We start from the raw sequence: 15436 nt of genomic DNA, 5'->3' as shown, positions 1-15436 counted from the left end.
GATGCGTGCTCACGCCGTGACCGACGGCTCAACCGTGCCGACCCGATGAAATCCGCGACCGAAATAGATCAGGCCGTCGCGATCCTCGGTGGTGCGCGCCGCCTTGATTTCGCAGAAGAACACCGTATGCGTGCCGACTTCCTTGACTGAAGCAATTTCGCAATCGAGCGCGCTGACAGCGCCACGCAAGACGGGGGCGCCCGTTTCCAGACGATCCCAGGCGGCGCTTGCGAAGCGGGTTTCGATGGGCACGTCTTTCGTCGCAAACTGCATGGCGATGTCGCGCTGATCGGCCGAGAGCACGTTCACGCATAGGGTGCCGTTCTCGCGGATCACTGTGTTGTTCCGGCTCGCGCGATTGATGCAGACCAGCAGCGTGGGCGGTTCGTCTGTGACGGCACATACCGCCGACGCGGTACAGCCCGCGAGGCCGCTCGCGCCATCGGTCGTGATGATGTTGACGGCGGCACCCAGACCCGCCATCGCGTCACGGAAAATCGCTTTATCTACCATAGTGGTGCCCGTTCGCTGGGATTTCATCGGTTGCTGCCGTTCGCCTGGCATTGCTGATTCATTGCTGATTGATTGCTGACTCATTACTGATTATTGCTGACTCGCCGCGTATCAACCCCGCGCGCCAGGTAAGCGATACTGCGCCGCGGTGTGCGTCTCTGGCAGGCGAGCGCGGCCGAACAGCTTCTCGCGATAAGTGCCGTCGCCATACGCGGTCTTGTAAGCGCCGCGTGCCTGCAGAACCGGGACCAGCAAATCGATGACGTCCTCGAAGCACTCAGGCACAACCGTGCGCGACAGGTTGAAGCCGTCCACACCGGTCTCTTCGCTCCACGCCATCATCAGCTCGGCGATGCGCTCGGCCGAGCCGACCCACGGCGTCTGGCGGCTGCCGAGCACCATCTGTTCGAGCAGTTTGCGGCGCGTCCATTGCGGCCCGGCCGCGCGGGTCATCGCCTCGACGTTCGAGACGATCGCCTGGCTCTTGCCCGTCTCGATCGGCTCGTCGATGTCGTATTTCGCGAAGTCGATCCCGAGCGACGCGGCGGCGTGCGCGAGTGCCCCTTCCGAGCTCACGTAGCGGCGGTATTCTTCGAACTTCGCCTGCGCCTCGGCATCGGTGCGTCCGACGATTAGCGTGGCGCCGAGGAATACCTTCACGTCCTCACCACGACGGCCGAATTTCACGGCTTGTGCGCGGATGTCGCCGACGATCTCTTTCACGGCCTCTTTTTTCTGGCCGTTCACGAAGACACACTCGGCGTGCGTCGCGGCGAAACGGCGCCCGCGTGTGGAAGAACCCGCCTGATAGAGCACCGGCGTGCGTTGCGGCGACGGCGCGCACAGATGCATGGCGTCCACCTTGTACTGGGGGCCCTGATGGTGAATCACACGCACCTTCGACGGGTCGGCGTACACGCCACCGGCGCGGTCGGCGCGCACTGCTTCGTCATCCCAACTACCTTCCCAAAGCTTGTAAACCAGCGACATGTATTCATCGGCCAGGTCATAGCGATCGTCATGCGCGACCTGCCCTTCGATGCCGATGGCGCGTGCGGCGCTGTCCAGGTAGCCGGTGACGATGTTCCAGCCGATCCGGCCGCCCGTCAGGTGATCGAGCGTGGACATGCGGCGGGCAAACAGGAACGGCTGTTCATAGATGAGGTTCGCCGTCACGCCGAAGCCCAGGTGTTCCGTCACGGCGGCCATGGCCGGAATCACCAGCGTCGGGTCGTTGACCGGCACTTGCACGCCGCCACGCAGCGCGGCGTCCGCATTGCCGCCGTACACGTCGTACACGCCCACCACATCTGCAAAGAAAATGCCGTCGAACAGGCCTTTTTCGAGCGTTTTTGCGTAGTCGACCCAGTACTTCAGTTCGTTATAGCGGCTCGACTGGTCGCGCGGGTGAGTCCACATTCCCTGCTGGATGTGGCCCACGCAATTCATGTCAAAGGCGTTCAGACGGATTTCACGTGGCATGTCGACTCCTGATCAGCGGCAAAAGGGTGCGAGTCCATCTCGCGAATGCCGTTTAATATAGTGGACGATAGACTACGATAAAAGAAAAGAGATGTCAGTGTTAACACGCATGCTTCACGGAGCGTGTGGACCGTTTCGATGAGATCTGGATGCACCGATTCATGCTGAAAAGCATAAAACTACCGGTCTGTATAATTTTGCGAACCCGAACTCTGTGAATTGCGCATGAACCGCGAGCTGACCGATCCCACCACCGCCATTGCCAACCGCGTACGCCTCGAGCGCGAATCGCGCGGGTGGTCGCTCGGCGACCTGGCGGAGCGTTCAGGCGTATCGAAGGCCATGATCAGCAAGATCGAGCGCGGCGAAGCCAGCCCGACAGCAACATTGCTGGGGCGGCTTTCCGGTGCGTTCGGGTTGCAGCTGTCGATGCTGCTGTCGCTGGCAGAGCAAGCCGGCGAGCGACTGAGCCGTGAGGCGGATCAACCGGTCTGGCAGGATCCCGAAACCGGTTACCTGCGGCGGGCGATATCGCCGCGCAACGGCGGAATGCTGGAACTGCTGGAGGTGACGCTGCCGCCGGGCGTGCGCGTGTCTTACCCGTCGTCGGCCTTTGCGTTCCAGCATCAGCAGATCTGGGTCCGGCAAGGCACGCTGACCTTCCAGGAAGGCGAACTCATCCACGCGTTGGCGGTTGGAGATTGCCTCCAACTCGGCCTGCCCGCCCCGTGTACGTTTTTTAATCCGGGTACTGAGCCCTGTGTTTATGTGATCGCCCTCGTGCGGCGATGAGCGATCACACGTCAGCTCCAGGGGCTCGGCGCCCCACTTACCACTTCCAGTTCAGCCCAGCGACCCCGGTGTAGTCCTGCTCGTGATTGCCGAGGTCCACCGAGACGCGCGCGAACACCGACGCGTGACGGCCGATCGCCCATTCGCCGCCCGTCCCCAAGTGGCCAATCGTGCGCGCGATCGGCGTGCCGCCTGCCTGATAGACGTAGTCCGGCGCGCTCGCGAAGGCCGCGTTCACCGTCTGGCTTACGCTGCCGAAGCGCTGCTGCACGTTCGCGTCGACTTCCCACGTGTTGGTGCCGCCGTCGCCGCGCTGCTGCGTGAACAGATAGCGCACGCCCGCCACGCCGGTGGTCGCCGCCTGGCCCGTGCCCTGATAGACGAGGTCGAACAGGTTGCCGCCGCTCTCGCCGTAGCCCGCCTGGCCATAGTGGCCGAAGCGCACGCCGAGATAAGGCTGCAATGTCATGTCGTCACGCAGATGCAGGCTCAGGCCGCCTTCGGCATAGCCCGTCGTCGATTGCGTCTGCACGCTGCCCTGCGGAGCGCCGGACAGATCGCTGAAGGCCACCGCGCGGCTGACCGCGTTGCTCCAGCGTCCCGTGCCGAGCATCGCCCGCGCGTAGAACGGTTGGGCCGCGGGCGTCCACGCACCGTAGATGAGCGCCTGCCAGCCGTTCGCATGACCGCTCGCACCCGGCTCGTTGAAACCGAGGTCGCTATAGTCCGTGTCGACGGCGACACCCACGCGTACGTCGCGCAGCACCACGCGGTCGTACCCGATCGTCAGCGAACTCGTGCGCACGTCGAGCGGTGAGCTGCCCTGCGAGGCGTCGCCCGAGTTGTGCGCCTGGCCATAACGCACCTGCGCCCACAGATCGTTCGACGGACGCGTCATCGAGGTGGACGTGAGGCGGTCGCCGACGGCGTTCTGGAACGCCTCGGTGTTCTGGCGTGCAACGCGCAGCAGGTTCGCCGCTTCGTCGCCGGCCATTTCCGAGAGCGCGGCGCGCGCGCCGGACGTCGATTCCATCAGCAGCTTGTCGGTGATCGCGTTGCCGCCGGCGCCCGCCGCGTAGATGCGGTTGAGCGCGCTCGCCACCTGCAGCTGATTCTGGTTCTGGCCCACGAGGCCGAAGCCTGAGAACTGCCCCGTCTGCCAGAACATCGACGCGATGTTCAGCGTGAGGTCCACCTCCTGGCCCGCGTAGCTGAGCGTCGGCGCGAGATACGCGTAGTCGGTAGAGACGCCCGCGAATTCGCCGGTGCGCGTGCCCGTGTAAGTCAGGATCGCGACCGTCGTGTTCGGTTTCCACGCGTCGGGGCCGGCGTTGACGACGACCTTCGCGCCACCATTGACGCCGCTCGAAACCAGATCGACATCGCCCGTCACGGCCACGCTGCCCGCCTGGCCCGCGGCGTTCGCGCTGACCACGAAGGTCGAGCCGTCGTTCATCGCGAGCTTGCCCGCGATGTGCAGCGTGCTGCCCGGCGTCGTCGCCGCGAGCGTGCCGCCCGCGTTGATCGCGGCGTTGCCGGTAAGCGTGCCGCTACCGAACAGCGTGCCGTTCGCGTTCACGGCGAGGTTGGCCGCCGTGGCCGTGTCGACCTGTACGGTGCCGCCGTTGTCGACGATACCGAGGCTCGCGCTCGCGAGGTTCTTCACCAGACCGCCGGTCGAGACCGTCACGCCGGCCACGTCGCCGTCGCCGGTCAGCGTGCCGCCGCTGTTGACCACCGTGTTCGAGACCGTGCTGCCCGAATGCACGAGCTGCTCGCCGCCCGCATCGACGGTGGTGGCGCTCGCCGTGCCGCCCGAGCTCACCACTTGCGTGCCGCCCGCCAGCAGCGTCTGGTTGGCGATGGCGTCGGCCTGCACCTCCTGCAGACCGCCGCCGCTCACCGTCGTGCCGGTGGCCGTGCCGCCGAACGCGACCTGCTGCACGCCGCCGCTGTTGACCACGGTGTTGTTGGCGAAGCCTTCGACCACGCCGTCCACATATTGGAGGCCGCCGGCGTTGACGGTGGTGTCGTTAGCCGTGCCGCCGCCCAGCACGTTCTGCGTGCCGCCGCTGTTGACGACGGTCGTGCTCGCGACCCCGCCTTCATTCAGCGTCTGCGTGCCGCCGGTGGCGAGCGTCGTCGAGTTGGCGAGGCCGCCCGCGCTCACATGCTGCGCACCGCCGCTGGAAACCACGGTGTTCTGCGCCACGCCGCCCGACGACAGATTCTGCGCGCCGCCCGCGACAGTCGTGCCGCTCGCCGTGCCCGCCACTGTTTGCGTGCCGCCCGACGACACCAGCGTGTTCTGCGCGCTCCCGCCTGCCGCGACCTGCTGGACGCCGGTGCCGCTGACCGTCGCGCTCACCGCCGAACCGCCCGACGACACCGTCTGCGCGCCGCCCGCGACCAGCGAACCGCGCGCGAGACCGCCCGAGGAGACGACTTCCGCGCCGCCCGCGCTCACGTGCGTGCCGCTCGCGACGCCGCCCGAAAGCACCGTGAACGCGCCGCCGTTCTCGGCCAGCACATTCGACGCCGTGCTGCCCGACACCTGGAACGCGCCGTTGGCATTGCTGCCGCTCACCGTCGCCGAGGTGTTGCCGATGAAGGCCGCGCCCCCGTCTTGCGCGATGGTCGCGCTGCCCGCGCTCGTGACCGTCGCCGAGCCGCCGCTCGACACCGTGATGCTGCCCGCCGAGCCGCCGCTCGACACCGTGATCTGGCCACCGCTCAGCACCTGCGTGCCGCTGGCCTGGCCTCCCGACACTACGGTTTGCGTACCGCCGCTCGACACGACCGAACTCGTCGCGCTGCCGCCCGACGACACCGCCTGGCTGCCGCCGCTGGAGACCGCCGTGCCGCTCGCCGAACCGCCATCGAGGACGACTTGCGTGCCGCTTCCGATGACGCTCGCACTGCTCGCCACGCCGCCCGACGACACATACTGCGTGCCGCCGCTGCCCAGCGTCACCGAGCCCGCGTTGCCGCCCGACGAAACGTGCTGCACGCCGCCCGCGCTCACCACCGTGCCGGTCGCCGTGCCGCCTGACGCGACGTTCTGGACACCGCCGCTCGCCACCGTCGTGTCGATGGCCGTGCCGCCTGTCTGCACGGTCTGCAGGCCGCCGCCCGAGACCAGCGTCGAGACCGCGCTGCCGCCGGCCGCGACGTCCTGGGTGCCGCCCGAGAGCACCTGCGTGCCCGCCGCGACGCCACCCGACTGCACGCTTTGCAAGCCGCCGCCGGACACGGCCGTGCCGCTCGCCATGCCGCCCGAGGCGACGCTCTGGCTGCCGCCGCTCGACACCGTGGCGTCCTGCGAAACACCGCCCGAGGCAACCGTTTCGAGCGCGCCCGCGCCGATCTGCGTGCCGCTCGCCGCGCCACCCGAGGATACTGTCTGCGTGGCGCCGCTCGTGAGGACGCTGCCCGAAGCCGCGCCACCTGCCGCAACTGTCAGCGCTCCGCCGTTGCCGATCTCCGTGGCGAGTGCCTGGCCACCTGAGCCGACCGCGACTGTGCCCGCCGATCCGACCAGCGTGCCGCTCGCCATGCCCGCTACGTTCAGCGCACCGCCGTTGCTGACCGAGGTGGCATCGGCTATGCCGCCCGCCGCCACGGTCTGCGTGCCGCTCGCGCCGACGAGCGTGCCGCTGGCCGTGCCGGCCACCGTCTGCGTGCCGCCGCTGACCGAGGTGCCGCTCGCCATGCCGCCCGCCGCGACAGTTTCCGCGCCGCCGCTGCCGACAAAGTCACCGAACGCGCTGCCGCCCGAAAGCACCGTGAAGCTGCCGCCGTTCTCCGCCAGCACGCCCGAGGCGACGTTGTTCTGCACCGAGAACGCACCCGACGTGTTGCTGCCGTGGAGAATCGTGCCCGACGTATCCGCGACCAGCGTCGCGCCCGCCTGCTGGTCGAGGCCGTCGACCGTGCCGCCGCCCTGCAGCGTGAGCTGCGCGCCGGAGGCAAGCGTCGTGGTGGCCGCATAGCCGCCCGACTGCACACTTTGCTGACCGCCGGCGGCGACGTTCGTGCCGCTCGCCGAGGCCGCGCTCGCGACCGTCTGCAGCGAGCCGCTGCCGACGCCCGTCGCATCCGCTGCGCCGCCCGCGCTGACGTTCTGCGTCGCGCTAACGAGCGTCGTGCCCGTCGCCGTGCCGAGCACCGTCTGCGTGCCGCCATTAAAGCTCGCGCCACTCGCCGAGCCGCCCGCCGCGATGTTCTGCGCGCCGCCCGAAACGACCGTGCCCGATGCCACGCCGGAGACGTTCTGCGTACCGCTCGCGCCGATTGTCGCGCCGTCGGCGCGGCCACCGGCTGCGATGCTCTGCACGCCGCCGCCGTCGACGCTGCCGCCCGTCGCCGAGCCGCCCGCCATCACCGTTTGCAGCGCGCCCGGGCCCGCGACGGTCGTGCCCGACGCCGAACCGTAGAGCGTCTGCGTGCCTGAGAGCACCGTGCCGTAGACCGCGCCCGAGACCACCTGGGTCGCGCCCGCGTCGACCGTGCTGGCCGAGGCGACGCCGCCCACCTCGACAGCCTGCGCCGCGCCGCTTTCGATGTGCGCACCGGAGACCACGCCGTCCGCGCCGACATACTGGCCACCGCCCGACTGCACGTCGGTATCCGAGGCCGTACCACCGGATACGACGTACTGCATGCTGCCGTCGCCGACCAGCGTGCCGCTCGCCGTGCCGCCAAGGCCGACGCCCTGGATGCCGCCGCTCAGCACCGTTCCCAGCGCACTGCCCGCCGACACGACCTGCACCCCACCGCTGGCCACCGTGGTGCCGCTCGCCACGCCGCCGGACAGTACCTGCTGGCCACCCGCGCCCACGCTCGTGCTGGTCGCGCTCGCGCCGGCATACAGCGTCTGCTGGCCGCCGCCCGCGACGAGCGTGCCCGCCGCGCTGCCCGAAAGATTTTGCATGCCGCCCGAGAGGACCGAGCCGCTCGCGACAGCGCCCGCATCGACCGTTTGCGAGCCGCCCGAGAACACTGTCGTGCCGCTCGTGCTGCCGCCAAGCGCGACGTTTTCCGCGCCGCCCGAGAGCACCTGCGTGCCGCTCGCCGCGCCGCCCGAAGCGACGTTCAGCGAGCCGCCGTTCTCGACGAGCACGTTGCTTGCAACGTTGTTCGCAATCGAGAACTGACCGTTGGCGTTCTGACCGCTGACGCTCGCGCCCGTGTCCATGACGAGCGCTGCGCCCGCCGACTGATTGACGTCCGTGGCCGTCGCGCCCGCCGACACCGCCAGCGTGCCGCCGCTCGCCACCGAAGCCGAGCCCGCGCTGCCGCCCGTCTGGACATCCAGCCGCCCGCCGCCCGCAACGGTCGTCGTGTTGGCCTGGCCTCCCGAAAACACGGACTGCGTACCGCCGCTCGACACGACCGAAGCCGTCGCACTGCCGCCCGACGACACTAGCTGGCTGCCGCCGCTGGAGACCGCCGTACCACTCGTTGAACCGTTATCGAGGACGATCTGCGTGCCGCCGCCGGTGACGCTCGCGCTGTTCGCCACGCCGCCCGACGACACATACTGCGTGCCGCCACTGCCGAGCGTCACCGAGCCCGCGTTGCCACCCGACGAAACGTTCTGAACGCCGCCCGCGCTCACCACCGTACCGGTCACCGTGCCGCCTGACGCGACGTTCTGGACGCCGCCGCTTGCCACCGTCGTGTCGATGGCCGTGCCGCCTGTCTGCACGGTCTGCAGGCCGCCGCCCGAGACCAGCGTCGAGACCGCGCTGCCGCCGGCCGCGACGTCCTGGATGCCGCCCGAGAGCACCTGCGTGCCCGCCGCGACGCCACCCGACTGCACGCTTTGCATGCCGCCGCCGGACACGGCCGTGCCGCTCGCCATGCCGCCCGAGGCGACGCTCTGGCTGCCGCCGCTCGACACCGTGGCGTCCTGCGAAACACCGCCCGAGGCGACCGTTTCGAGCGCGCCCGCGCCGATCTGTGTACCGCTCGCCGCGCCACCCGAGGATACTGTCTGCGTGGCGCCGCTCGTGAGGACGCTGCCCGAAGCCGCGCCACCTGCCGCAACTGTCAGCGCTCCGCCGTTGCCGATCTGTGTACCGCTCGCCACGCCCGCGACCTGCATTGCGCCGCCGTTGCCAACCGAGGTGGCATCGGCTATGCCGCCCGCCGCCACGGTCTGCGTGCCGCTCGCGCCGACGAGCGTGCCGCTGGCCGTGCCGGCCACCGTCTGCGTGCCGCCGCTGACCGAGGTGCCGCTCGCCATGCCGCCCGCCGCGACAGTTTCCGCGCCGCCGCTGCCGACAAAGTCACCGAACGCGCTGCCGCCCGAAAGCACCGTGAAGCTGCCGCCGTTCTCCGCCAGCACGCCCGAGGCGACGTTGTTCTGCACCGAGAACGCACCCGACGTGTTGCTGCCGTGGAGAATCGTGCCCGACGTATCCGCGACCAGCGTCGCGCCCGCCTGCTGGTCGAGGCCGTCGACCGTGCCGCCGCCCTGCAGCGTGAGCTGCGCGCCGGAGGCAAGCGTCGTGGTGGCCGCATAGCCGCCCGACTGCACACTTTGCTGACCGCCGGCGGCGACGTTCGTGCCGCTCGCCGAGGCCGCGCTCGCGACCGTCTGCAGCGAGCCGCTGCCGACGCCCGTCGCATCCGCTGCGCCGCCCGCGCTGACGTTCTGCGTCGCGCTAACGAGCGTCGTGCCCGTCGCCGTGCCGAGCACCGTCTGCGTGCCGCCATTAAAGCTCGCGCCACTCGCCGAGCCGCCCGCCGCGATGTTCTGCGCGCCGCCCGAAACGACCGTGCCCGATGCCACGCCGGAGACGTTCTGCGTACCGCTCGCGCCGATTGTCGCGCCGTCGGCGCGGCCACCGGCTGCGATGCTCTGCACGCCGCCGCCGTCGACGCTGCCGCCCGTCGCCGAGCCGCCCGCCATCACCGTTTGCAGCGCGCCCGGGCCCGCGACGGTCGTGCCCGACGCCGAACCGTAGAGCGTCTGCGTGCCTGAGAGCACCGTGCCGTAGACCGCGCCCGAGACCACCTGGGTCGCGCCCGCGTCGACCGTGCTGGCCGAGGCGACGCCGCCCACCTCGACAGCCTGCGCCGCGCCGCTTTCGATGTGCGCACCGGAGACCACGCCGTCCGCGCCGACATACTGGCCACCGCCCGACTGCACGTCGGTATCCGAGGCCGTACCACCGGATACGACGTACTGCATGCTGCCGTCGCCGACCAGCGTGCCGCTCGCCGTGCCGCCAAGGCCGACGCCCTGGATGCCGCCGCTCAGCACCGTTCCCAGCGCACTGCCCGCCGACACGACCTGCACCCCACCGCTGGCCACCGTGGTGCCGCTCGCCACGCCGCCGGACAGTACCTGCTGGCCACCCGCGCCCACGCTCGTGCTGGTCGCGCTCGCGCCGGCATACAGCGTCTGCTGGCCGCCGTCCGCGACGACGGTGCCCGCCGCGCTGCCCGAAAGATTTTGCGTGCCGCCCGAGAGGACCGAGCCGCTCGCGACAGCGCCCGCATCGACCGTTTGCGAGCCGCCCGAGAACACCGTCGTGCCGCTCGTGCTGCCGCCTTGCGCGACGTTTTCCGCGCCGCCCGAAAGCACCTGCGTGCCACTCGCCGCGCCGCCCGAAGCGACGTTCAGCGAGCCGCCGTTCTCGACGAGCACGTTGCTCGCGACGTTGTTCGCAATCGAGAACTGACCGTTGGCGTTCTGACCGCTGACGCTCGCACCCGTGTCCGTGATGAGCGCTGCGCCCGCCGACTGATTGACGTCCGCAGCCGTCGCGCCCGCCGACACCGCCAGCGTGCCGCCGCTCGCCACCGAAGCCGAGCCTGCGCTGCCGCCCGCCTGGACGTCCAGCCGCCCGCCGCCCGCAACGGTCGTCGTGTTGGCCTGGCCTCCCGAAAACACGGACTGCGTACCTCCCGAAAGGACCGACGCCGAATCCGACACGCCACCGTCGTCGAGAATCGCCACGCCGCCGCCCGAGATCACCGCGCCATCGAGCGTGCCGCCCGCGACCGCGCTCACGACGCCGCCCGAGAGCACCTGAGTACTGCCCGCCTCGCCGTTGTCGCTGACGAGTTGCGTGCCGCCCGAGTAGACGACCGCCGAGGTAGCCGTGCCGCCTGCAACGTTCTGCGCGCCGCTCGCGTAGATCTGCGTGCCGGCCGCCGTGCCACTCACGTTCACGTTCTGCGCGCCGCCACTCACGACCGTCCCGGTCGCCGAGCCGTTTACGTCCTGCTCGCCCGTCTGGATCACCGTGCCAGCCGCCGTCGCGCCTGCCTGGACGGTTTGCGTGCCGCCCGAGATCACGGCGTCGGCAGCCGAGCCGCCCGCCGAGATCGTCATCGAACCGGCCGCCTGGACGACCGTGCCCGACGCCACGCCGTCCGCGTTCACATACTGATTGCCGCCCGCGGCGACCACCGTGCCGATCGCGCTGCCGTCGACATCCTGTTCGCCCGCGATCGTCGCCGAGACGGACTGCGCGCCGGCCGCCACGCTCTGCAGGCCGGCTGCCTGCACGGTCGCGCCGCTCGTCACGGCGCCCGTCTGCACGGTTTCCTGACCTGCACTGCCCACCACGGTACCGATCGATGAGCCGCCCGCGAGCACGGTGAGCTGGCCGCCGTTCATGACCTGCACGCCCGACGCGACGTTGCCGCTGATGCGGAAGGACGAGCCGTTCGGGCCCGTGCCCGAGAGCAGGCCGGCGGTATCGGCGGTGAGAACCGCACCGGATTGTTCATTGACGCCGAGCGCCGAGCCGCCCGCACTCAGCGTGAGCGCACCGCCCGAGTTCATCGTCACGCCCGAGAGTGCGCCGCCCGACGAAACGGCAATCGTGCCGCCGTTCTGCACCGTGCTGCCGCTCGCGCGGCCGCCCGCGCTCACCTGCTGCTCGCCGCTATAAATCGTCGTGCCCGAAGCGATGCCGCCCGCGACAACCGACTGCGTGCCGCCCCTCACCGAGGTGCCGCTCGCGACGCCGCCGCTCACGTTCTGCAGGCCGCCCGCCGAGACTGTGGTGCCGCTCGCCAGCGCGCCCACCAGCACGTCCTGTTCGCCACCTGCCTGGACCTTCGTGGCGTTGGCCACGCCGCCCGACTGAACGGTCTGGGTGCCGCCGGAGATCGCGTCGCTGGTCGTCACACCGCCGTTTGCCACGATTTCGGTGCCGCCCGAGCCGACCGAGTTCAAGCTGCCCGAGCCGCCGGCGAGAATCGACAGACTGCCGCCCGACGAAACGCCGGTGTGCGACGCCGACGTCCCTGCCGAGACGCGCAGCGCGCCGCCGTCGAGCTGCAAGCCGCTGGCCGACGCGCTGTTGGCGAGCGTGACCGTGCCGCCGGCGAGAACCGTCGCCGAGGTCGTGCTGGCCGCGCTGCCGTTGACGGTCTGGCTGCCGCCCGCCGATACCACCGCGCCGACGCTCGCACCGCTCACGTTTTCGACGCCACCGCTCTGGATCTGCGTGCCCGAGGCGCGGGCATACTGACTGATCGACTGGGTCGCGCCGTTGCCGACCACGGTGCCGCTCGCCGCGCCGCTCGTCACGGTTTCGCTCGCACCGCCCGAGAGCGCCGTGCCGACCGTCGTGCCGCCGACCACGTTGACGTTTGTGCCGGCCGCGGCCTGCGTGCCTGAGGCGACGCCGCCCGAAACAGTCAGCGAACCGCTGTTGAAGACCGTGTTGTTGGTCGTGCCGCCGGAGATCGTCTGCGCGCCGCCCGCGATCACGGTGCCGCTGGTCTGGCCGCCGTAGACCACATCGCTCGCACCCGCCGAGACGACCGTGCCGACCGCCGTGCCGGCGTAGACGCGCTCAAGCCCGCCGCTTTCGAGCTGCGTATTGCTGGTGACGCCCGTTCCCTGCACGTAGACGAGGCCGCCTGCGCCGACCGTCGTGTCGTTGGTCACGCCGCCGGATGCGGTGAGCGTGGCCAGGTTGTTGACAACGGCGTTGTTGAGCGTGCCGCCGCTCACCACGGCCGTGCCCCACGCGTTGATCGTCGCGTCCTGAGCGACGCCGCCGGAGACCGTGAGGTTGCCGCCGCTGCCGACCGAGGTCGCGCTGGCCGTGCCGCCGGCGAGCACCGTCAGTTTGCCGCCGTCCTCGGCGATCACGTTGGAGGCATAGTTGCCGCTGATCGTGAACGTGCCGATCGAGTTCGACGCGTTGACGATGGTCGCCGACGTGTTGGTGACGAGCGCGCCGCCTGCCGCGATGTTCACGGTGTCGGCGAGACCGCCCGCGTCGACTTCGAGGCGGCCGCTGTTGGCGACCGTCGTGGAGGTGGCCGAGCCGCCGCCGTTGACCGTGGTGTTGCCGTATATGCCGACCGTGGTCGAGGTGGCCGAGCCGCCGCTGAGTACCGTCAGGCTGCCGTCGTTCTCGAGCACGGCGTTGCTGGCGACGTTGTTCGATACCGTGAAAGCGCCAATGCGGTTCTGCCCGTTCGTGATGGTCGCCGAGGTGTTGGTGATGAGCGCGCCGCCCGAGCTCTGCGCGACGATATCCGCCGAGCCGCCCGCGTCGACCTCCAACGTGCCGGCCGCGAGCAGCGTGTTGCTCGCGAAGCCGCCGCTGTTGACCGTGAGTTTGGCCGCGCCGCCGTCGAGCATCACGCCCGAGGCCACGTTGTCCTGGACGTAGAACGCGCGGCCGGCGCTGGTCTGCGCGTTGATGATGGTTGCCGAGGTGTTGGTGACGATCTGGCCGCCTGAGCCTTGCACGACCGTGGCCGCCGTGCCGCCCGCGTCCACCTCGAAAATGCCGCCCGCCGAGTACACGGTATCCACCGCGGTACCGCTCGCGAGCACGCTCAAATGACCCGTGCCCACGATCTGCGCGTGGTCGGCGACGCCGCCGGCGATTGAGAAGCCGGTGCCGTCCGTCCGGGTGTTGGTGCCCGAGAACACCGTCGACGAGGTCGTCGCAACGAGGCCGCCGCCCGCGTTCTGCACGACGCCGCGGGCCGTCGCGCCCGATTCGATATCGAGCGTGCCGCCCGAGTTGATGGTCGCCGCCGAGGCGTTGCCGCCCGCGCGCACGTCCACCGTGCCGCCGGTCGACACCACCGCACTGTTGGTCGCGGCGCCCGAACTCACGATCTGTGTCGCGTAGGTGCCGCTCACGGTCGTCGCATTCGCGACGCCGCCCGCGAGCACCGTGTCCGTCGAGGCGTAGCCGACCAGCGTGCCGCTTTCCACGCCCGCCACGGTCTGCGACGCGAAGTAAGGATACGTGCCGCTCAGCACCGAGCCCGACGCGCTGCCGCCGGCGAGAACGTTGGCAGACGCGCCGTTGTTGATGTTCGCGTTGTTTAGCACGCCGCCGCTCGAGACGGTGACGCCGCCGCCTGAATTGACCGTGGTCGAGTTGGCCGTGCCGCCCGCGACGATTTCGCTGCCGCCGTAGCCGACCGAGGTCCCGTTGGCCGTGCCGGTGGCCGAGACGGTCTGCGTGCCGCCCGAGCTGACTGCGGCCGAGTTGGCCGCGCCGAAGCCCGCCACGGTCTGCCTGGCGCCGCTCGTCACGTTCGCGTAGGACGCCAGGCCGCCGTTGATGTTCTGCACGCCGCCGCTCGTCACGAGCGACGCGACCGCGATGCCGCCGCTGACGTTCTGCGTGCCGCCGAGCACCTGCGTGCTGGACGTGAGGCCGCCCGTGCTCACGACTTGCGTGCCGCCGCCCAGCACTTGCGTGCCGGAGGTGACGCCGCCCGTGCTCACGACTTCCGTGCCGCCCGCGCTCACGACCGTGCCGCTCGACCTTTCGGCGGACAGCACGTCGAGTTCGCTGCCGCTGGTCAGCATGACGTTCGTGGCGACACCGCCGGTCACGCTGAGTGCGGAACCGTCCGCGTTGGTACCGGAGATCGTGCCCGAGGTGGTCGCCGAGAGCACCGAGCCCGACGAAAGCGCGAGGCCGGTGACCGTCGCACCGGCCTCGATCACCGCGCTGCCGCCCGCCGCGACCGTCACGCCGACGGCACGGCCGCCGTATGCGACGTCCTGGGTGCCGCCATTCGTGACCGAGGTAGCCGAGGCGGTGCCGAGGAAGAGTACGTCCTGCACGCCGCCGCTTTCGATCGTCGACGAGGTGGCGATGCCGCCCGAGCTCACGGTCTGCGTGCCATACACCGTCGACAAGGTCGCCGTGCCGCCGGCAACGGGCACTAGCGCGACATTCACGTTGCCGGCCAGCGTCTGGCCGCCGCCCGCGAGGATCGCCGGCGCGAAACCGTTGCCGACCACCGTCTGGCTGCCGCCCGCGTTGATCGTCGTCGAGGTAGCGGAGCCGGCGACGATCTGCAGCCCGGAATTGTTCACCGTGGTCCGCAACGTCGTGCCCGACGACATAACGTTCTGCACGCCGCCGTCGCTGACCGTGATGTCGGTGGTGTGGCCAAAGGCGTTCACGTTTTGCTGCCCGCTCGTCACCGACTCGTTGGAGACGGTCACGCCGCTCGTGACGTTCGCGGTGAAGGCGGCCGCGGGCGTCGCGATGAGCGCGTGCATGCCGACGAGCGAGAACAGGCCCGCGAGCAGGCGCGAAACGCGGCTTCTGCGGCTACCGAAGACGTGGAGGCAGAATTTACGGCGAAAAGTGATCGGCTTCATGTGGGAACGTGCGGTTGTGTC

4 protein-coding genes are annotated in these 15436 nt (G+C 70.0%); 1 reads left to right on the top strand and 3 read right to left on the bottom strand.

The window, feature by feature from the left end; genetic code table 11:
* Positions 1–9: 9 nt before the first annotated feature.
* Positions 10–513, bottom strand: a complete 504-nt coding sequence (locus tag P0D84_RS26380) for a flavin reductase (protein ID WP_408346016.1) — start codon at positions 511–513, stop codon at positions 10–12.
* A gap of 111 nt (positions 514–624) precedes the next feature.
* Positions 625–1995, bottom strand: a complete 1371-nt coding sequence (locus P0D84_RS26375) for an LLM class flavin-dependent oxidoreductase (protein WP_408341593.1) — start codon at positions 1993–1995, stop codon at positions 625–627.
* Between the two features lie 225 nt (positions 1996–2220).
* Between P0D84_RS26375 and P0D84_RS26370 the strand changes: the two genes are divergently transcribed.
* Positions 2221–2787, top strand: a complete 567-nt coding sequence (locus P0D84_RS26370) for a helix-turn-helix domain-containing protein (protein ID WP_408341592.1) — start codon at positions 2221–2223, stop codon at positions 2785–2787.
* A gap of 37 nt (positions 2788–2824) precedes the next feature.
* Here the strand turns inward: P0D84_RS26370 and P0D84_RS26365 are convergent, their stop codons facing one another.
* The gene (locus P0D84_RS26365) at positions 2825–15415 is read right to left on the bottom strand and encodes an AIDA repeat-containing protein (protein ID WP_408341591.1); all 12591 of its coding nucleotides are present in this window, start codon (positions 15413–15415) and stop codon (positions 2825–2827) included.
* Positions 15416–15436: the final 21 nt, after the last annotated feature.

It is taken from the genome of Paraburkholderia sp. RL17-337-BIB-A (genome assembly GCF_046025895.1).
Lineage (GTDB): Bacteria > Pseudomonadota > Gammaproteobacteria > Burkholderiales > Burkholderiaceae > Paraburkholderia > Paraburkholderia fungorum_C.
Note: the sequence above shows the minus strand (reverse complement) of the source record. Positions and strands in the feature narration are given on the sequence as shown.